General features: G+C 75.2%; 20 protein-coding genes and 1 pseudogene. 14 read left to right on the top strand and 7 right to left on the bottom strand.

Going from position 1 to position 18791, the window contains the following annotated elements; translation table 11 throughout:
* Positions 1–71: 71 nt before the first annotated feature.
* From ACIQOW_RS13840 to uppS, 3 genes and pseudogenes are all read left to right on the top strand, one after another.
* A complete protein-coding gene (locus ACIQOW_RS13840) occupies positions 72–1097 on the top strand; it encodes a hypothetical protein (protein WP_401083796.1) in 1026 nt (341 codons plus the stop codon).
* Between the two features lie 96 nt (positions 1098–1193).
* Positions 1194–1364 (top strand): annotated as a pseudogene (locus tag ACIQOW_RS13845) (cysteine hydrolase); the annotation flags it as partial.
* A gap of 100 nt (positions 1365–1464) precedes the next feature.
* Complete coding sequence (gene uppS / locus ACIQOW_RS13850) at positions 1465–3363, top strand: polyprenyl diphosphate synthase (RefSeq protein ID WP_401083797.1); 1899 nt, start codon at positions 1465–1467, stop codon at positions 3361–3363.
* Here the strand turns inward: uppS and ACIQOW_RS13855 are convergent.
* Positions 3317–3997, bottom strand: a complete 681-nt coding sequence (locus ACIQOW_RS13855) for a hypothetical protein (RefSeq protein ID WP_401083798.1) — start codon at positions 3995–3997, stop codon at positions 3317–3319. The genes uppS and ACIQOW_RS13855 overlap by 47 nt on opposite strands.
* Before the next feature lie 341 nt (positions 3998–4338).
* Between ACIQOW_RS13855 and ACIQOW_RS13860 the strand changes: the two genes are divergently transcribed.
* Together ACIQOW_RS13860 and ACIQOW_RS13865 are read left to right on the top strand one after the other, a co-directional pair.
* A complete protein-coding gene (locus ACIQOW_RS13860; RefSeq protein WP_401083799.1) occupies positions 4339–4623 on the top strand; it encodes a hypothetical protein in 285 nt (94 codons plus the stop codon).
* Positions 4551–5132 carry an FtsX-like permease family protein gene (locus ACIQOW_RS13865; protein WP_401083801.1) on the top strand — a complete coding sequence of 194 codons (582 nt, stop codon included), beginning with the start codon at positions 4551–4553 and terminating at the stop codon, positions 5130–5132. The genes ACIQOW_RS13860 and ACIQOW_RS13865 overlap by 73 nt, the downstream gene beginning before the upstream one ends.
* Here the strand turns inward: ACIQOW_RS13865 and ACIQOW_RS13870 are convergent.
* Positions 5074–5865 (bottom strand): alpha/beta hydrolase, encoded by a 792-nt coding sequence (locus tag ACIQOW_RS13870; protein ID WP_401083803.1) that lies wholly within the window; start codon positions 5863–5865, stop codon positions 5074–5076. The two genes, ACIQOW_RS13865 and ACIQOW_RS13870, sit on opposite strands and share 59 nt — an antisense overlap.
* 198 nt (positions 5866–6063) lie before the next feature.
* Here ACIQOW_RS13870 and ACIQOW_RS13875 point away from each other — a divergent pair, with 198 nt between their 5' ends.
* Positions 6064–6870 (top strand): hypothetical protein, encoded by an 807-nt coding sequence (locus ACIQOW_RS13875; RefSeq protein ID WP_401083805.1) that lies wholly within the window; start codon positions 6064–6066, stop codon positions 6868–6870.
* Positions 6871–6904: 34 nt separating this feature from the next.
* Here the strand turns inward: ACIQOW_RS13875 and ACIQOW_RS13880 are convergent, their stop codons facing one another.
* Positions 6905–7258: a DUF6401 family natural product biosynthesis protein gene (locus ACIQOW_RS13880; protein ID WP_401083807.1), complete on the bottom strand. Its 354-nt coding sequence runs from the start codon at positions 7256–7258 to the stop codon at positions 6905–6907.
* 222 nt (positions 7259–7480) lie between these two features.
* On the opposite strand from ACIQOW_RS13880, the gene ACIQOW_RS13885 reads away from it, so the two are divergent.
* From ACIQOW_RS13885 to ACIQOW_RS13895, 3 genes are all read left to right on the top strand, one after another.
* Positions 7481–8407 carry an LLM class F420-dependent oxidoreductase gene (locus ACIQOW_RS13885; protein ID WP_401083809.1) on the top strand — a complete coding sequence of 309 codons (927 nt, stop codon included), beginning with the start codon at positions 7481–7483 and terminating at the stop codon, positions 8405–8407.
* A 124-nt stretch (positions 8408–8531) separates the two neighbouring features.
* Positions 8532–9200: an AAA family ATPase gene (locus ACIQOW_RS13890; RefSeq protein ID WP_401083811.1), complete on the top strand. Its 669-nt coding sequence runs from the start codon at positions 8532–8534 to the stop codon at positions 9198–9200.
* 93 nt (positions 9201–9293) lie between these two features.
* A complete protein-coding gene (locus ACIQOW_RS13895) occupies positions 9294–10328 on the top strand; it encodes a zinc metalloprotease (protein WP_401083813.1) in 1035 nt (344 codons plus the stop codon).
* A gap of 38 nt (positions 10329–10366) precedes the next feature.
* Here the strand turns inward: ACIQOW_RS13895 and ACIQOW_RS13900 are convergent, their stop codons facing one another.
* Complete coding sequence (locus ACIQOW_RS13900; protein ID WP_401083815.1) at positions 10367–10756, bottom strand: hypothetical protein; 390 nt, start codon at positions 10754–10756, stop codon at positions 10367–10369.
* Between the two features lie 146 nt (positions 10757–10902).
* On the opposite strand from ACIQOW_RS13900, the gene ACIQOW_RS13905 reads away from it, so the two are divergent.
* The gene (locus tag ACIQOW_RS13905) at positions 10903–11364 is read left to right on the top strand and encodes a universal stress protein (protein ID WP_401083817.1); all 462 of its coding nucleotides are present in this window, start codon (positions 10903–10905) and stop codon (positions 11362–11364) included.
* Between the two features lie 52 nt (positions 11365–11416).
* Positions 11417–12265 (top strand): DNA-formamidopyrimidine glycosylase family protein, encoded by an 849-nt coding sequence (locus ACIQOW_RS13910; protein WP_401083819.1) that lies wholly within the window; start codon positions 11417–11419, stop codon positions 12263–12265.
* Here ACIQOW_RS13910 and ACIQOW_RS13915 read toward each other — a convergent pair.
* The 3 genes from ACIQOW_RS13915 to ACIQOW_RS13925 form a co-directional block, all read right to left on the bottom strand.
* On the bottom strand, positions 12213–12848 hold the full coding sequence (locus ACIQOW_RS13915; protein WP_401083821.1) for a uridine kinase: 636 nt from the start codon (positions 12846–12848) through the stop codon (positions 12213–12215). The genes ACIQOW_RS13910 and ACIQOW_RS13915 overlap by 53 nt on opposite strands.
* Positions 12849–12958: 110 nt before the next feature.
* Positions 12959–14278 (bottom strand): PQQ-binding-like beta-propeller repeat protein, encoded by a 1320-nt coding sequence (locus ACIQOW_RS13920; protein ID WP_401083822.1) that lies wholly within the window; start codon positions 14276–14278, stop codon positions 12959–12961.
* 126 nt (positions 14279–14404) lie between these two features.
* Positions 14405–14734 (bottom strand): DUF4326 domain-containing protein, encoded by a 330-nt coding sequence (locus tag ACIQOW_RS13925; RefSeq protein ID WP_401083824.1) that lies wholly within the window; start codon positions 14732–14734, stop codon positions 14405–14407.
* Between the two features lie 176 nt (positions 14735–14910).
* Here ACIQOW_RS13925 and ACIQOW_RS13930 point away from each other — a divergent pair, with 176 nt between their 5' ends.
* From ACIQOW_RS13930 to ACIQOW_RS13940, 3 genes are all read left to right on the top strand, one after another.
* The gene (locus ACIQOW_RS13930) at positions 14911–16572 is read left to right on the top strand and encodes a sensor histidine kinase (protein ID WP_401083826.1); all 1662 of its coding nucleotides are present in this window, start codon (positions 14911–14913) and stop codon (positions 16570–16572) included.
* A 149-nt stretch (positions 16573–16721) separates the two neighbouring features.
* A complete protein-coding gene (locus ACIQOW_RS13935; protein ID WP_401084502.1) occupies positions 16722–17390 on the top strand; it encodes a response regulator in 669 nt (222 codons plus the stop codon).
* Positions 17391–17944: 554 nt separating this feature from the next.
* Entirely contained in the window at positions 17945–18688 is a 744-nt protein-coding gene (locus ACIQOW_RS13940; protein ID WP_401083828.1) for a transglycosylase family protein, read from the top strand.
* The last annotated feature ends 103 nt before the right edge of the window (positions 18689–18791 follow it).

Below are 18791 nucleotides of genomic sequence, written 5' to 3' on the forward strand. Positions count from 1 at the left end.
GTGGCCCTTTCCCTCGGCAGCGGCGCACCTCCACAATGGGGCGGGTCGATCGCGGACACGGGGGGTCCTGGATGGAGTGGCTGCTGGGGATCGGTGGGGCCCTGCTGCTCGGCGTGCTGACCAACCTGGTGTACGACTTCGCCAAGTTCGGCGGCTCGCGCCTCGGTTCCCGGGTGCCGGGGCCGAGGGTCCGCCGGGCGAGCCTGACGGCGGCGGCCCGGGCGCACGACGTGCGGGCGGACGGGCTGGCTCCGCTGATCACCTGGTCGGCGACCCGGCCGCTGACGCCGGGCACGCTGGTGACGACGCACCAGGGGCGGGTGGTGCGCCCGCACGTGCTGGACGCGGTCGGGTGGGCGGACGAGGTGGCGCGCCAGCGGGCGGCCGGGGCGGCGGGCCGGACGGCGTACGTCACGCGGCTGACGGTCGATCACGGCGAGCACGGCGGCGCGCGGGTCTGTGAGGTGGACATCGCCGAGAGCGACTACGCGGAGTGCATGGCCAGCACCCGGCTGGGCCGGGAGGACCCCGAGGTGGCCCGGCTGCTGCGCGGCGCGCTGGACGAGGGCCTGACGAGCTTCGTGGCCGTCGCGCCGCCCACGATGGTCAGCGCCTGCGTCGCGGTGCGGGACCGGCTGGGCAGGCTGCTGCTGCTCCGCCGCTCGCTGGCGGTCAACACCTTCCCGGCGCAGTGGACGGTCGGGATCAACGAGACGATGAAGTACCGCGACGAGCCGGGCGCCGCCGAGGACTTCTACGGGCTGGTCCTGCGGGCGCTGGAGGAGGAGCTGGGCCTGCTGCCGGCCGACGTCGGGCCGACCGTGATCACCTGGCTGGGCTGGAGCGAGCCCGCCTCCTGCTACACGCTGGTGGCCACCGTCCGCTCCCGGCTCGACGCGGCCGGGATCGACCGCCGCCGCGAGGCCTGCCACAGCACCTTCGAGCACGACATGGCCGTCTGGGTGCCGTTCACCCGCCGTACGGTCTCCGAACTGGTCGAGGGCGGCACCTGCCCGGACGGCTCGCGGCGCTGGTCGTACCTCGCGCCGCTGGTGGCCTGGGAGGCCTGGCGAGCGGCGCAGCAGGAGCGGGCGTAGCGACGGCGGAGCAGGGCGGAACGGCTGTGGGGCAGGGCGGAACGACCGTTCCCGGGAACGGTCGTTCCGTACGGAACGGGTGCGCCGGGGACGGCCGGGGCCTTCCTGCGCGGCAACCGGCCGGCCGGGGGTGCCGCCGCCTGCGCCACCCGGCCGCTGGAGTCGGCGGGCACCCGGCTGTCGGCTGCCGAGGTCCACCGGGCGGCACTGGCGACGATCGGCGACCTGTACGGCGTGGTGGTGGAGTCCCCGGCCGACCTCGGCTGAGTGCGCGCGGCCTCCGGTGCCTCCGGCCGGATCGCCACCGTTGCGCCTCCGCCTCGTTGACCGGGTGTTCGCACGGCGTCGGCGGAGGGCGGGCAGGGGCATGGCGGGGAGCGGGGCGGCGGGCGGTTCGCCGGAGCCGGAACCGGGGCTTGAGTGGGGGCCGGAGCTGGCGGAGTCGTACCGGCTCTGTGAGCAGGAGGTGGCCGACCACCTGGCCTCACTGCGGGCGATCAGCGACGCGCTGCCCCCCGAGGTGCGGCCGTACGTCCACGCCCTCAACGGCTTCGCCTCCCGCTCCGACCGGATCGCCGATGCCGATGCCGACGCCGACGCCGACGCCACCGAAGGGCGTACGGAAGGGCGTACAGAAGGCCCCGCCGAGCGGGAGCGCCGGTTCGCCCGCTGGCGGGCCGACACCCTGGCCGAGCTGGCGGCCGGCCGCAGCGGGCACCCGCTGCGCCGGGCGTTCGTGGACACGGTGCGGCGCTGGGGGCTGGACCCGGCGCTCGTCGAGGAGTTCCTGGACGCCACCCGGGCCGACGGTGCCCGCCCGCCCGCCTTCGGGACCCACGAGGACCAGCGCCGCCACCTGCGGGGCGTCGCGGGGACGATCACCGAGCTGTGGGCCCCGCTGCTGGGCGCGCGGGGCCGGGAGGCGGCGGACGCGCTGTCCGCACTGGGGGAGGCCTGCCAGCTGGCGGACATCCTGGAGGACCTCCCGCTCGACCTCGCGGCCGGCCGCTGCTACCTGCCGGGCGAGGACCTGCGCCGCCTCGGGCTGACCGTCGCCGACCTCGGCCGGGACGCTCACCGGGCGGACCACCCGGCCGGCCCTCGCGCCGACACTGGTGCGGACCCCCGCGCCGACCCCGGCGCCGCCCGCCGGGACGCCCTGGACGAGCTGGTCGCGAGCCAGCGGGGCCACCTCCACCGGCTGCTGGAGCGGGCCCTGCCCGCCACCTGGCTCGCCGCCCCCGAGTGCCGCCCGTTCCTGCACGCCGTGCTGCTCGGCGCCCAACTCCAGTACGACGAGGTCACCCTGGTGGGCTCGCGGGTCCTGACCGAGGGCCTCACGCCGTTGCGCACCGACGGAACCACACCCCTCCGCCGCACCCGGTCCGCGCCCGCGGAGGACGTACCCGCGGAGGACACGCCGACGGAGGACGCGCCGACGGAGGACGCGCCCGCCCACGTCGCCGTGATCATGGACGGCAACCGCCGCTGGGCCGAAGCCCGGCGGCTGCCCGCCCGGCAGGGCCACCAGGCCGGGCAGCGGGCCGCGCTGCGCCTGGTCAACGCGGCGCTTCGGCTGGGCGTTCGGTACCTGAGCCTCTACGCGTTCTCCAGCGAGAACTGGGGCCGCCCGCCCGAGGAGCTGACCGCGCTCTTCGACTCCCTGGCCGACGGCCTCACCCGCAGCGCCGAGAGCCTGCACGCGCTCGGCGTCCGGATCCGCTGGTGCGGGCGGCGGGACCGGGTGGACGAGTCGCTGGCCTCCTCGATCGCGCTGGTGGAGAGCCTGACGTCCAACAACGGCACGCTGACCCTGACGGTGTGCGTGGACTACGGCGGCCGGGAGGAACTGGCCGCCGCCGCCCGGGGACTGGCCGCCGAGGCGGTGTCGGGCGGGATCCGTCCGGAGCAGATCGGCCCGGCCGACCTCGCCCGGCACCTGTACGTCCCCGATCTCCCGGACGTCGACCTGCTGATCCGCACCTCGGGGGAGCAGCGGATCAGCAACTTCCTGCCCTGGCAGCTCGCCTACGCCGAGCTGCTGTTCGACCCGACGCCGTGGCCCGACTACGACCTGGCCAGGCTGCGCGGCGCCGTCCGGGCCTACGCGGACCGCGAGCGCCGCTTCGGCGGCGGCGTGCCCGCCCAGCCTCGGGCGTCCCGCGGCGACCGCCCGGCCTCCGGGAGCACCGCGGCCACCACTGCTGCCGCCACCGCGGCTACTCCTGCGCGGCCAGGGGAGGGGTGTACGTCCCCTCGGCCGTGACGTACGCCAGCACGGTGTCCACGGTGACCGGGTGCGCGCCGAAGCTCGTGGTGTACGCGTCCACCGCCTCCTGGGTCGGGCGCAGCGGCGCCTCGCTGAGCCGGACCTTCATCGGCTGCCCCGCGGGCACCGGTGCGGCCGTCAGCTTCCCCTCCGTCAGGCCGCAGCGGAACGCCGAGCGGTGCCCCATCTCCGCGCCGCTGACCTCGCAGCGGCCGGAGCCCAGGCCGTCCTTGATCGCGCCGACCAGGTCCACCACCCGGTAGACGCCCTGGGAGGTGCGGACGGAGACGCCACCGTCGAGCGCACCGTCGCCGTACGCCTTCGGCGGGTCCGCGAGTGACGGGTCGCCCTGGGCCGCTTGGATCGGCAGCCGGACGGACATGCCGTGCTCGCCCAGGACCAGCCGTGCCGGGGCGACGGCCTCCACCATCGCCTGGAAGCGGTCCAGCTGGGTCTGGGCCTCCGGGGTCCAGCGCAGCTCCACCCAGCCGTCGGAGAGGGTGCCCAGCCTCCCGGTACTCCCGGTACTCCCGGTGCCGCCGTCCACGGCGCCGGCCGCCGTCCCGGTGAACCGACCCAGCAGCGGGGCGATCAGCGCCGCGCCCAGCAGCATGCGTCGTGTGGTGCTCATGGTCCCGAACCGTCCTTCCCTGGCCGCCCGCGCACGGCCCCGGGACGGATCATCCGTCCACCGACCGTCTCCGACGGCGTCCCGGGCGGCGAAACCACCCGGGCGGGGGGAGCGGGGTGCGGCCCAGGGTGGTACGGCCGCGCCGCGGCGCCCCCCGGACCGCTGTCGAGCGGGTGTTCACGCTCCCCTGTGCATCCATCCCACTCTTGAGTTGAACGTGTTCAAAGATGTGCGCCATGATGAGGACGCGCGCCAACACCCCTACCGCGGCCTGCGGCGGAGGGCGATTCCGTGCTTCCCCGTCACGCCCCGAATTCCCGTACCAGACACCGGAGTCGACCGTGCGACACCTGCTGCGACGCCACCCCTTCGCGATGCGCACCCACTTCGCGCACTCGCTCGTCCTCACCTACGCCCTGCCACCCCGCCTGCTCACCCCGCTGGTGCCGCCCGGGCTCGCCCTCGACACCCACACCGACCCCGACGGCACCGAGCACGGCTTCGTCGTCGCCGCCGTCGTGGATTCGTCCCGGCGGACGGCGCGCCCGTCCCGGTGGTCCCCGGTACGGCCGTCCACGACGCGGTCCGCTACGCCCTGGACGACTACGACACCGACGCCCGGCTGACCGACAGCCTCGCTGGGATGCTGATCGCCGTCGCGGTCGGCTACAGCGCGATCGCCACCGCCAACGGCACCGCCCTGTCCGTCCACGGCCGCCGCCGCGACCTCGCCGTCCTGCGCTCGGCCGGAGGCACCGCCGGACAGCTGGTCCTGTTCGCCGCGGCCGAAGCCGCCCTGGTGACAGTCATCGGCACGGCCCTCGGCCTGCTGGCCGCCCTTCCGCCCCTGGCCGGCCTGGCCTCCGGCCTCTCCCAGAGCACCGGAGCCCCCCGTCACCCTCCACCTGGATCCGGGCACCCTGGCGGCCGTGGCCTGCGCCTGTCTGCTGATGGCCGGCTCGACCGGTGCGGCGGTGACATGGCGCTCGCTGCGACGGATCTGAGGCGGCGCGGCCCTCGGGCCCGATCAGGCCGTGAACGCCTCGCCGAGTCCGCCGGGCGCGGGGGCCGCTTCGTCAGGGGTTCGCCGGGAGGGCCGGGGCGTGGCGGGGCTGGGGCGGGAGGGCGAGGGTGAGGGCGTCGGGGGAGGCCGGTGGGAGGGCGAGGGCGGAGGCGGTCTCGGCGGGGAGGGGGCGGAGGCCGAGGAGGGCGGTGGTGAGACGGGTGGTGGCGCGGTGCCAGTCGGGGATGCGCTGGAGCATGGCGTGGCCGCTGCCGGTGACGGTGTAGCCGCAGACCCGGGCGCCCGCGGCGCGGCTGCGGGCGGCGAAGGCGTGGGTTTCGGCGGGCGGGGTGACGGTGTCGCGGTCGCCGTGGAGCATCAGCACGTCACGGCCGGCGAGCTGTTCGCACGGGTCCTCGGCCGGGCACCACGGCGCGAGGGCGACCAGCCCGGTGACGGACCGGTGCCCGCCGGCCAGGAGCGCCGCGCGCCCGCCCATCGAGTGGCCGATCAGGACGGTCGGTACGGGCCCCAGCAGCGCGGTCAGTTCGTCGAGCGCGGCGGTCGCGTCCCGCGCGGCGTCGGCCCGGTCGCCGTTCCAGCCGCGGTGGCGGTAGCGGACGGTCGCGACGGCGACCCCGGCGCCCGCGGTCGCCCTGGTCAGCCCGCGCAGGAAGCCGTGCATCCGCAGCAGCGGGAGGTTGAGGCGCCCGGGCCTGGCGAGGTTGTGCTCCTCGCCGCCGTGCAGCACCAGGACGGCGGCCCGGGCCGCTTCCGGCCGGACCCGCCAGTGCAGCGCCCGGTGGTCCACCGCGCGCGCCGCCGTACCGCCCACTGCCGTACCGCCCGCCGTCGTGCCGCTCACTGCCGCACCGTCCCGTCCGTCCCACCCCGTGGCCAGCCCCGCACCGCCACTGTACGCGTGCGGACGGGGCCGGGATTCACCCGAGGGGACCAGCCCGGACGGCGGGCGCGCGCGGCCGGAGCGGGCGCCTGCTATCCACGAAGGGTGGGGGGCCGGAAGCGCCCGCTCGTGGCGCCGTGTCACCGAGTGGAGGACTCCATGGCTCAGCAGCTCGCACTGTCCGTCGACTTCGGGTCGGGCTTCACCGAGGCCTGGTCCAAGATCGCCAAGGTCATTCCGCAGTTCATCGCCTTCCTGGCGATCCTGGTCATCGGCTGGTTCGTGGCGAAGGCGATCGCCAAGATCCTCGACCGGGTGCTGCGCCGGGTCGGCTCGGAACGGGTCGCGGAGCGGTCCGGGATGGCCGCCCGCCTGCAAGGTTCCAAGTACGACATGACCGGCATCATCTGCAAGGTCGTCTACTACATCGTCCTGCTGATGGCCCTGCAGCTGGCGTTCGGCGTCTTCGGCTCGAACCCGATCAGCACGATGATCCACAGCATCGTCGCCTGGCTGCCGCGCGGCATCGTCGCGATCGTGATCGTGGTGGTCGCGATGGCCATCGCCAACGGCGTGCGCGACATCGTCGGCAACTCGCTGTCCGGCGCCTCGTACGGCCGGACGGTCGCCACCCTGGTCTGGGCGTTCATCGTCGGCCTCGGCGTGATCGCCGCGCTGGGCCAGGCCGGGATCGCCACCACGATCACCGGACCGGTGCTGATCGCCGTGCTCGCCGCCGTCGTCGGCGTGCTGGTGGTCGGTGTGGGCGGCGGCCTGATCACCCCGATGCGCCAGCGCTGGGAGCGGTGGCTGGACGGCGCCGAGCGGGAGACCGCCCGGCTGCGGGGCAGCTCCTACCAGGCCGGCCGTTCCGACGCGCTGTCCAACCAGCCGGTCCGGCCGACCACCCAGACCGGTCCCGGCACCCCGCCCGCTCCGGGCATCGAGGGCGAGCAGAACCGGTAGTCCGGCAACCGGGGCGGCAGGGCCTGCCGGGGGTTCAGACCTCCAGCAGGCCCTGCTCGCGCACCAGCCAGCAGATCGCGGTGAGCCGCATCACGGCGTAGTCGTAGCCGACCGGCTCCCGCCAGCCGATCTCGGCGAGCGCGTCCAGGAAGCCCAGCGCGTAGTCCGACAACTCCTCACGGTCCACGGGCCGGGGCGCGAGCTCCGGCCCCTGCGCGTACAGCAGCTCCCGCAGCATCGCCGTGTGCTGGTCGACCGCCGCGACGAAACCCGGCTCGAAGGCGAACTCGGCCAGCCGGGGCGTGAAGGCCGTCACGATGCCGGGCAGCGGGCAGCCGGCCGGCTCGTCGGGGGAACGCCGGAAGGAATCGTCGGAGGTCGCGAACATCCGTCCACGGTAGGCGAGCCCCGCGACGGGAACGGACGCCCGTGACGGTTCCGTGCTGAGACCTTGGCCACCCCGGCGGCGCACCGGGGCCGGAGCGGGAACGCTCCGTGACCCGCCGGGTCCGCCGCGCCGACCACCGGGGCGACGACCGCCGACCACCGGGCGTACGACCACCGGGACGGCCCGTACCGCCACCGGACGGCCGGTACCAGAATGGGCGGCATGGATCTCCGCGTCTTCACCGAACCCCAGCAGGGTGCGAGCTACGACACCCTCCTCAAGGTCGCCCGCACCGCCGAGGAGCTCGGTGCCTTCAGCGCCTTCTTCCGTTCCGACCACTACCAGAGGATGGGCGACGTCGACGGCCTGCCCGGGCCCACCGACGCCTGGATCACCCTGGCCGGCCTCGCCCGTGAGACCAGCACCATCCGCCTGGGCACCCTGATGACCGCCGCCACCTTCCGGCTGCCAGGCGTCACCGCGATCCAGGTCGCCCAGGTGGACGCGATGAGCGGCGGCCGGGTCGAGTTCGGCCTCGGCGCCGGCTGGTACGAGGCCGAGCACACCGCCTACGGCATCCCCTTCCCCAAGGAGAGGTTCGGGCGGCTGGAGGAGCAGCTGGAGATCATCACCGGGCTGTGGAACACCCGGCTCGGCGACACCTTCGACTTCGCCGGGCAGTACTACACGCTGACCGACTCGCCCGCGCTGCCCAAGCCCGCCCAGGAGCGCATCCCGGTGCTGGTCGGCGGGCTCGGCCCCCGGCGCACCCCGGCCCTGGCCGCCCGCTTCGCGGACGAGTTCAACCTGCCGTTCGCCTCGGCGGAGGACACCGCCGCCCAGTTCGGCCGGGTCCGTGCCGCGGTCGAGCGGACCGGCCGCTCGGCCGACGACCTCACCTACTCCAACGCCCTGGTGGCCTGCGTCGGCCGCGACGACGCCGAGGTGGCCCGCCGGGCCGCCGCGATCGGCCGCGACGTGGCGGAGCTGAAGGAGAACGGCCTGGCCGGCACCCCGGACGAGGTGGCCGAGAGGATCGGCCGGTACGCGGCCGTCGGCAGCGAGCGGATCTACCTCCAGATCCTCGACCTGGACGACCTCGACCACCTGGAGCTGATCGCCTCCAGGGTCGCCCCGCAGCTGGGCTGAGACCCGGCGCCGGCCCGGGCCCTGCTCCGGCCCGGGCCGTCCGTGCCCGCTCCACCGGTCGCCCTTTACTCGCTCTTGGGAATGCGCCATGCTCCTTGAGCGGGGAACGGCGGGGGGAGACCGGGTGAGCGGGACGAGAACGGCGCGGGCGACGGTGGTGCCGAGGGTGCCGTCGCCGCGCACCGAGGGGGAGCGGGTCGTGCTGGCCGTGCCGCACGAGCCGCCCGCCCGGCACGAGCTGCGCGGGCCGGGACCGGCGGCCCTGCGCTATCCGGCCGGGGACCTGCTGGTGGTCACCGGCCTGCCCGGCAGCGGCAAGAGCACCCTGATGCGCCGCTGCGTCCGCGCCCCGCTGATCGACTCCCAGCTGGTCCGCGAGGAGTACGCCGACCGGCTGCCCGGCTTCGTCCCGTACGCGCTCTACCGCCCGCTCGCCCGGCTCGCCCACTACCGGCGGCTGCGCCGCGCCGTGCTGGACGGCGGGCCGCTCGCGGTGCACGACTGCGGCACCCAGCCCTGGGTGCGGGCGTGGCTGGTGCGCGCGGCCGTCCGGCAGGGCCGCCGGGTGCACCTGCTGCTGCTCGACGCCGACCCGGCGGAGGCCCTGGACGGTCAGCGGCGGCGCCGGCGCGGAGTCTCGCGCTACGCCTTCGCCCGGCACCTGGCCGCGGTCGACCGGCTGCGCGGCCGGATCCTCGAAGCCGGCCGGCTGCCGGCCGGCTGTGCGTCGGCCGTGGTACTCGACCGGGCGGCCGCGCGCGCCCTGCGGGAGATCGACTTCACGGCGTCGTAGTCTCGGCGGGTCCGTGCCGGGCACCGGCGGGTCCGGCCGGGGCAGGCCCGGGGCGCGGCCGAGACTCCGTCAACTCCCCTGTCAGGAGCGCAGATGCGCCGTACTGCCCGGGGGCGCTCGCGTGCCCCCCGCCTGTTCCCCTGTGCCGCCGCGCTGGTCGCCGCGGCCGGTCTGAGCCAGTTCGCCGCACCGGCCGTGCACCGCGGGGCCGCCCCGGTTCCGGCAGCCGCCCTCGCTCCGGCCGCCGTGTGCGCGGACGGCGCCGCTGTGGACGGCGTCGCTGTGGCCGCTGCCGATACGGCCGGTGCCGGCGGTGCCGCGGCCCGCCGGCCGGCCGGCGGCAGGCCGGGGCGGGACCCGAACGAGGTCAGCGCCGAGGAGGCCGGGGCGATGCAGGCCGACCTCGACGGGCGGCTCGCCGAACTCGGCGGCGGCCGGGTCAGGGCCACCGCCCCGACCACCGTCCCGGTCTTCGTCCACGTGATCCACGACGGCGACGCCGGGCGGCTGGACCAGGCCGCCGTCGCCGGCCAGATCGACCACCTCAACGAGAGTTACGGCGGCCAGGGCGAGGGCAACGCCCCGAGCCCGTTCCACTTCGAACTGGCCGGCACCGACTGGACCGACAACGCCTCCTGGTACAACGGCATGACGCCGGAGTCGTCCGCCGAGCAGGCGATGAAGACAGCCCTGCGCAAGGGCGACCAGGGCACCCTCAACCTGTACACCGCCCACCTCGGCGAGTCCCTGCTCGGCTGGTCGACCTTCCCGAACGCGTACCGGACGAACCCGACCGACGACGGCGTGGTCGTGCTCGACGCCTCCCTGCCGGGCGGCACCGCCACCCACTACGACGAGGGCGACACCGCGACCCACGAGACCGGCCACTGGCTCGGCCTCTTCCACACCTTCCAGGGCGGCTGCCGGGCCCCGGGCGACTACGTGGACGACACCCCGCCCGAGCGCTCCGCCGCCTCCGGCTGCCCCGAGGGCCGCGACACCTGCCCCAGCCCCGGGCTCGACCCGATCCACGACTTCATGGACTACAGCTACGACTCCTGCATGACCCGCTTCACCCCGGGACAGGTCAAGCGGATGGCCAACGCCTGGGCCGCATACCGGAGTTGACCGGGCGGGAAACCCGGAGGAAGCACCTCCCGGCGGGCTCAGCAGTGGATGACGAGGTAGAGCAGCGACTGGCCGCCGGAGGCGCGGAACTCGTACGCCCAGTACGCCTCGGCGGAGCAGGCCCGCAGCCAGGCCTCCGCGCGCTCCTCGGCGGTGAGCAGCGCGGGCACGAAGCGGCCGGGGGAGACCTCGTCCAGCCGGCCCGCCAGGCCCAGCGCCATCTCGTCGGCGTCGACCGCCAGCCGCCGGGCCAGCCGCCGGTCCACCGGGCCGCGGGCCGGTCGCCAGTAGCGGCCCCCGGCGTCCAGGAAGCCGCCGGAGGCGAGCGGATCGTGAAGCTCCCGCTGCTCGCTCTCCCCGTCCTTCGGCGGCAGTGCGGCCAGGACCTCGGCGAAGCCGCCGGAACGGCGGCGGGGCTTGCTCGGCATCCGGGCATCATCCCAGCTCCAAGCGGCCCGCCGCGCTGGAATTGAATGCCGGAGGCGCCTCCGGCGTGGCAGATACCGATTGTTTGTCCGATTTGATCTATGTTCGGAGGGTCGGGACCGATCAGGAGCAACCGAAGGAGCAAGGCATGAGCGCCAATCCCCGGATCGTCGTCGGCGTGGACGGCTCGCCCGCCTCGGAGCAGGCGCTGCGCTGGGCGATCGACTACGCGAAGGCCGTCGGCGGAGCCGTCCACGCGATCGCCGCCTGGGAGTACCCGGCCTTCTACGGCTGGGCCGGGCAGGGCGTGCCGACCGTCGAGACCTTCAACCCCGAGGAGCTCGCCGGCCAGACCCTCACCGAGACCATCGCCAAGGTGGCCGGTGACGACGCGGGCGTGCGGATCACCGAGAGCGTGATGCCCGGCAACGCCGCCCAGGTGCTGCTGGAGGCCGCCAAGGGCGCGGCCCTGCTGGTCGTCGGCAGCCGGGGCCTCGGCGGCTTCTCCGGCGTGCTGCTCGGCTCGGTCAGCCGCCACCTCACCGAGCACGCGCCCTGCCCGGTGGTCGTGGTGCGCGAGGGCCAGTCCGCCCCGGAGCACTCGGAGTAGTAGCTGAGGGGCCGGTGAGCCGCAGGGCCGCCACGCGGACCAGAATGGAGACATGCCAGAAGGTGACTCCGTCTACCGCGTGGCGGCCCACTTGCACGAGGCCCTCGCCGGACAGCTGCTGACCAGCGCCGACCTGCGGGTGCCCGCGCACGCCACCGCCGACCTCGCCGGCCGCCGGGTGCTGGAGGTCGCCCCGCGCGGCAAGCACCTGCTCGCCCGCTTCGAGGGCGGTCTCACTCTCCACACCCACTTGCGGATGGACGGCCGCTGGGAGGTCTACCGCCCCGGCGAGCCGTGGACCGGAGGCCCCGCCTGGCAGATCCGCGCCGTCCTCGGCACCGACCAGGGCACCGCCGTCGGCTACCGGCTGCCCGTCGTGGAACTGCTGCGCACCACCGACGAGCGGCGGATCGTCGGCCACCTCGGCCCGGATCTGCTCGGCCCCGACTGGGACCCGGTCGAGGCCGTCCGCCGGCTCCTCGCCCGCCCGGGCCGCCCGGTCGTCGAGGCCCTGCTCGACCAGCGCAACCTCGCCGGGATCGGCAACGTCTACGCCAACGAGCTGTGCTTCGTGGCGGGCGTGACGCCGTGGACCGAGGTCGGCGAACTCCCGTACCCAGACCGGCTGGTGGCGCGGGCCCGGCAGATGCTGGAGGCCAACAAGCTGCGCCCGGGCCACATCACCACCGGCGACACCAGGCCCGGCTACCAGCACTGGGTCTACGGCCGGGCAGGGCGGCCCTGCCCGCGCTGTGTCACCCCCGTGACGACCGGGCGTCAGGGCTCGCCGCCGCGCGACCGGGCGGTGTTCTGGTGCCCGTACTGCCAGCGCGGCCCGGCCCCGGAGGTCACGTCCGCTCGACCAGGGCGGGGTGGCGCGGGTCGTCCACCCGGACGGTGACGTCGGCGGCCTCGGCGGGGACGGTCTCCGTCTCGTAGCGGGCGAACGCGGGCAGCGTCCACCGCTGGTCGGCGGGGGTGCGGCGGGCCAGTGCGGCCGGGGTGAGGGCCAGGTGGACGGTCAGCTCCAGCGGCAGCCAGCGGCCGAGCAGCAGGGCGCCGTCCAGCAACAGCACGCCGCCGGGCGGGAGTTCGGCGTACGGGGCGCGGGTCGAGCGGTCGGTGACCGGATCGCGCAGGGAGGGCAGCACCCGGCCGCTGCCGTCCGGCTCCAGCGGGTCGAGGACCTCGCGGGCCAGGGCGCCGTCGTCCAGCCAGAGGTCGTGGAAGGCGTCCGCGTCGTGGTGGCCGTACTCCAGCCGGATCGAGGCCGGGCGCAGGAAGTCCGCCGCCGAGACCCGTATCGTCGGGTGGCCGCGCAGCCGCAGCGGCTCCACCAGGGCGTCGGCGAGCGCCTCGGGGCGGGCCGCCGCCGCGCCGTCCACGGCCACCCGCAGCCGGCGGGCGCCCGCGTCGGGCAGCGCGGCGATGCGGTCGGCGAGCAGCTCGGCCAGCTTGTCGGGGGAGATCGGGCGTACCTGCATCGGGCCATCCTGCCGTGCGCGGGGCGGCCCGTGCAGCGGGATTCGTGCGCCGTCGAGCGCGTCGGCCCCGGCGCCGGTGCTCCCCGTGCGGTGGTCCCGGCGCGGTGGTGTCAGTGCAGCGGGAGCGCGTGCAGGATGTCGTCGTGGCCGGCGTACAGGCGCTCCGCGTCGGCGGCGAGGGTCCACACGTCCCGGCCGGGGCCCGAGTCGCGGAAGTTCCAGCGCAGCTTCCCCGTCGCGGTGTCGATCGCACTGACCCCGCCGACCGCCGTACCGGGCACGAACAGCGTGCCGCCCGCGACCAGCGGCCGGCTGCGGCGGTCCAGCGTGTACGGGAGCCGGCAGGTCCACAGCACGGCGCCGGTGGCCGCGTCGTGGCCGGTGACGATGCCGTGGTCGCGCGGGACGTACACCCGGGGGCCGTCGGGGACGGGCGGCAGCGCCCGCCAGGACTCGCCGCGGGCGGGGGAGTACGTCCAGCCCGGCTCCCCGTCGGCGCGCAGCGCGCGGACTCCGCCGGTGCCGTCGGGCACGTGGACGTTCGCCGGTCCGGTGGCGCACCAGCGCAGGTCCTCGTCGCCGGGGGCGGTCCACAGCTCGCGGCCGTCGGCGGCGTTCCTGACGACCAGCTGGGGGCGGTTGCCGAGGAAGCGGACGCAGGCCAGGCGGTTGCCGCCGGTGCTGGAGGCGGGGGTGACCGGCTGCTCCTCGCGCTCGGTGCGGATGGACCAGAGGAAGGAGCGGTCGGCGGCCCGCAGGGCGAAGATCCGGTTCTCCGGCGGGGTGTCCTCGCCGTGCGGGAGGCCCCAGGAGTAGCCGTAGAGGACGCCGCGGTCGTAGCCGGCCAGCTTGGTGGTCTGGCCCTGGAGCTCGTCGGGCAGCGGCAGGCTCCAGTCGGCGGCCGGGTCGGTGAAGTGGCGGGCCTCGACGTGGCCCTCGTAGGTGGCCGCGTAGAGGCGGTCGGGGCCGATCGCCACCTTGCCGAGCATGTCGAGGTCGCTGGGCCAGTCCCGGAGGGGCGGGGGGTCGAAGACCAGCAGCCGGGCGGCGGTGCCCTGGGTCGGGTCGAGCACCTGGAGGCCGGCCTTGGACAGGTACACCGGGCGGTCCGGCGGGTCGACCAGGCGTTCGGGCATCATCGCCTCGGGCCCGCGGTAGGTCCACAGCGGCGTCGGCCCGGACAGGGCGGTCGGCTGCGGCCTGGTCGGCCCCGGCGTGGGGAGGGCCCCGCCCCCGCCCGAACGGCCGAACGCCCAGACGGCCCCGCCCGCCGCGAGCGCCCCGGCTCCGAACAGCAGCCCGCGTCGGCTGGGACGCCGGCGCTCGCCGCCGCCCGTGATCACGTCCTCGGAAGCCTCGCCGCCGTCCGTCGCCTCGTCCCACTGCCACGACGTCTCGCGCGCCGGACCCGTGGACGACGATGACTGCATGCGGCTCTCGCTTCCCCACCGGCGGCCCCGCGCCGCCACCCGCCCGGAGGATACCGAACAGGCAGCGATGCGTACGAAACGGTGGTAGGGGAGGAACGACGGGGACCGCGCCTCTCCCCTCTCTCCTCACCTCTTCGGCGGGTGGTCCGCCAGCTCGGCGAGGACGTCGGCGTGACAGGGGAGCGGGGCGCACCAGCAGCCGAGGCGGTGGCCGCGCAGCGGGGGGACGAGGTCGAGCAGGTCGGGGCGGGCGAGCAGGTACGCGCGGTACTCGACCACCATCTCCTCGCGGGTGAGGTCGGGCCCCGGTCGGTACGGGCAGTGCAGCGGCGACTCGGCGAGGTGCCAGCCGCCGCGGTGCATCGCGCGGCCGACGTAGACGACGTCCTCGTAGCCGGTGTCGTCGCGGTGGCCCTTGAGGTTGACCACGGTGGTGCGGCGGGATTCGCTCGGCATGCCGTCCATGCTGGTGCAGGCCGGGCCCCGGGGCAGCTCGGGGCCCGGCCTGGCCCGGGCTCCGGCCGGGGCGCCGTACGCCCCCGGTGGGTGGGGCCGGGCGGCGACTTTCGTCGGCGCGGGAGGGCGACGAAGGAGGACGGCGGGCACCTGGGTCCGGCGGATAGCCTCGACGGGTGGAAGCGATCGCGCGGGCCTGGGACACGGCGGTACGGACGGCACTGCCGGGGCCCTGGCGGCCCCGGCGGGTGGTCGGCGAGGCGGTGCTCGCCCTGGTGATGGGCGGCTTCGCCGCCCTGCTGGAACTGATCACCCGCTCCGGCCTGGCGGTGCCCTTCGGTCTCGCCGTCATGGTGCTGTTCGTCCTGCGCAAGGGGCTGCCGGCTCCCGTGCTGCTGGTCACCGCGGCCCTCGCCGGCTGGGCGGCCGGCCCGATGCCGCTGCTGGTCTGCGCGGGCTGGACGGCCGGGGCGCGGATCCGCCGGGTCTGGTCGCTGGTCGGTGCCTTCGTCGTGGGCTGGGTGCTGTTCACCATGACGGGCGTGCTCAAGGAGGCCGCCTCCCTCTCGCCGAAGCTGGTCCTCGGTCTGTCGCTCGGCTTCTTCCTGCTGGTCGCCGTGCTGCCCGGGCTCTACGGCCGCTACCGGGCGCAGCGGCGCGCCCTGCTGGACGCGCTGCGCGAGCGCAACGAGCAGCTGGTGCGCGAGCGGGTCATGGTGGTGCACCAGGCGCGGCTGCGCGAGCGGCACCGGATCGCCCAGGACATGCACGACAGCCTGGGCCACCAGCTGGCGCTGATCTCGGTGCACTCGGGCGCGCTGGAGGTGGACCGCACGCTCACCGACCGGCAGCGCGAGGCGGTCGGGGTGCTCCGGCAGGCGGCGGTGGCGGCGATGCGCGAGCTGCGCGAGGTGGTCGGCGTGCTGCACGACGAGTCGACGGCGGTGCCGCCCGCCACCGGGGTGGCCGCAGGGGTGTCGGGCCGGGGCGGGGTGGACGGGGTCGAGGGGCTGGTGGAGTCCTCCCGGGCGGCCGGGGCGGAGATCGGGCTCAGGCGGGAGGGCGAGCGGCGCCCGCTGCCGGCCGCCGTCGACCACGCGGCGTACCGGATCGTGCAGGAGGCGCTCACCAACGCGCACAAGCACGCCCCCGGCGCGTCGATCGGGGTCGCGCTCCGGTACGAGCCGGACGCGCTGGTGGTGGAGGTGACCAACGGTCGCGCGCCGGAGCTGGTGGGCGCGCGCACCGGCGCGGGCGCGGCGGTCAGCGGCGGGCAGGGGCTGACCGGCCTGCGGGAGCGCGCCCGGCTGGTCGGCGGGATGGTGCACGCCGGGCCCACTCCGGCGCAGGGCTTCCGGCTGGCGGCCGTCCTGCCGTACGAAGGGGCCGAGCAGGACGGGGCGGCCGGGCCGGCCGGGGCCGAGGACTGGATGCCGGAAGGCCTGACGCCCGCCGAGGAGGGGCACCGGCGGCGCAGCCCCGCGCTGGGCTGTGCCATCGGGGTGGGCACCGTCGCGCTGACGGTGCTCGGCCTGCTGGTCTGGGGCGTGGTCGCCTTCGTCCAGGGCACCAACGACGCCAGCGTGGCGAAGCCGATGTTCGATCAGATCAAGGTCGGCACCGCCGAGGCGGAGGTGCTGCGCACGCTGCCGCGCGGCAACGACTTCTTCACCGACACCTACAAGGGGAGCGGTCCCGAGGTGCCGGCGGGCGCGCACTGCCGCTGGTACGGCCTGGACGGTGTGCCCGGTTCCGGCTGGAACGAGGAGCACGTGGCGCGATTCTGCTTCCGGGACGGGGTGCTGGTGGACAAACAGGAGTACGTGATGAGGGGCTGAGTGCCCCCGTGCGCGGGCGGGTGCTCCGGCCCGGGCGGGCCGGGCCGGTTTCGGACCGTGGCGGTCCGGATCGGGGCGGTTCCGAACGGTCCGGCCGGGATGTGAGGATGGTGCCGCAGCCGAAGCACCGTTCGAGGGGAATGACCAGCGTGATCCGAGTCCTCGTCGCCGACGACGAGCCGCTGATCCGGGCCGGGATCAGGATGATCCTGGGCTCCGCCGCCGACATCGAGGTGGTCGCGGAGGCCGCCGACGGCCGGGAGGCGCTGGAACTCGCGCGGGCGCACCGGGTGGACGTGGTGCTGCTGGACATCCAGATGCCGGTGATGGACGGGCTGACGGCGCTCGGGGAGCTGGCGAGGGCCGTTCCCGGCGCGCGGGCGTTGATCCTCACCACCTTCGGGGAGCGCGAGAACGTCCTGCGCGCCGTGACCGAGGGCGGGGCCGGCTTCCTGCTCAAGGACACCGCGCCGAACGAGCTGATCCAGGCCGTCCGGGCGGCGGCGGGCGGGAACGCCTTCCTGTCCCCGGCCGCCACCCGGCACATCGTCGACTCGCTGGCCTCCGGGCGCAGCGCCTCGCTGGCGGCCCGCAGCGTGGCGGCGCGGCGTCGGCTGGAGGTGCTCACCGGGCGCGAGTCGGAGGTGTTGGCGCTGCTCGGGGAAGGTCTGTCCAACGCCGACGCGGGGGCGCGGATCCACATGAGCGAGGCGACGGTGAAGACCTACGTCAGCCGGATCCTGGCCAAGCTGGGCTGCGAGAACCGGGTCCAGGCGGCGCTGCTGGCGCGGGACGCGGAGCTCGACGGCCGCCACTGAGGGTGCTCTTCCGGTAGCGGTACGTGGTGAGTGTGGCGGATGCCACTCGACGGCGCCGCGGAACGGGGAACTCCGGGTGCGATGGTGACGGTGCGTCAGCTGACGGTTCCTCCGCGTGGAGGGTGCGCCGGCTTTCTCGGATGGACGGGTGTGAGCGAGGGCACGGAATATGACCATTTGATCTTGAAAATTCAGTCAAAGCTGGTCAAATCGCATGCAGCTTCTAGATCGATACCGCCGGTAACAGTCAACTGACCTGCGACGTCCAAGAATTGCTTGCTGCGTCCGGGTGATGCCCCTAGCTTCATTGGCGGCGCACCGAGCGCCACCCGGGTTCACCCCGAGGCACTGCCCGCCGACTGACCCACGGCGCGAGGGCGGTGTCCGCCGACCAGGCCGGCTCGAACAGGCCGTCGGCGTGCGGGGGTGACCGGGGCGGCACGGCACGTCCGACACGTGCCCGGCCGCCGTCGAGTGAGGTGAGCGAAAGACTGCCGGCCCATGTCCCGGGCCTGGTTCCGCCTGCCCGCCCGGGGCTCGTCGAGAGGACCTGTATGAAACCCCGTCACGAGACCGCCGCTGCCACCGAGACCACCGCCACCACCAAGCGCAACCGCGTACGGATGGCGGTCGTCGCGGGCGCCGCCGTCGCGGCCCTGCCGGTGGCCGGCCTCGTCACGGCCACCTCGGCCTCCGCCGCCACCGGCTCGACCTGGGACACCGTCGCCCAGTGCGAGAGCGGCGGGAACTGGAGCACCAGCACCGGCAACGGCTTCCAGGGCGGGCTCCAGTTCAGCCCGTCCACCTGGGCCGCGTACGGCGGGACCGCGTACGCCTCCCAGGCCCACAAGGCGACGAAGGAGCAGCAGATCGCCGTCGCGGAGAAGGTCCTCGCCTCGCAGGGTCCGGGCGCCTGGCCGGTCTGCTCGCAGAAGGCGGGTCTGGGCAAGGGCGGTGCTCCGGCGGCCGCCCCCTCGAACACCAAGGCGGCCAAGCCCGCCCCGAAGGCGGCGCAGCCTGCCGCCAAGCCCGCCGCGAAGCCCGTGGTCAAGCCTGCCGCCGCACCGGCGGCCAAGCAGCAGGCGCCCAAGGGGCAGCCCTCGGCCAAGCCCGCGCAGTCCGCGCCGGTCGCCCCGAAGAACACCGCGGGCGGCGACTACACGGTCAGGAGCGGCGACACCCTGAGCGACATCGCGGCCAAGTTCGGTACCGACACCGACAGCCTCTACCGGAAGAACGTGCGCACCATCGGCGGCGACCCGGACCTGATCTTCCCGGGCCAGGCGCTGACGGTCTGAGCGTCTGTCGCCTGAGCGCCTGAGCGCCTGAGTACCTGAGCACCTGAGTACCTGAGTACCTGAGCACCTGACCGTCTGGCGGGACGCCGCCTGACGGAGCCCG

It is taken from the genome of Kitasatospora sp. NPDC091335, from assembly GCF_044757205.1.
In the GTDB taxonomy this organism is placed as follows: domain Bacteria; phylum Actinomycetota; class Actinomycetes; order Streptomycetales; family Streptomycetaceae; genus Kitasatospora.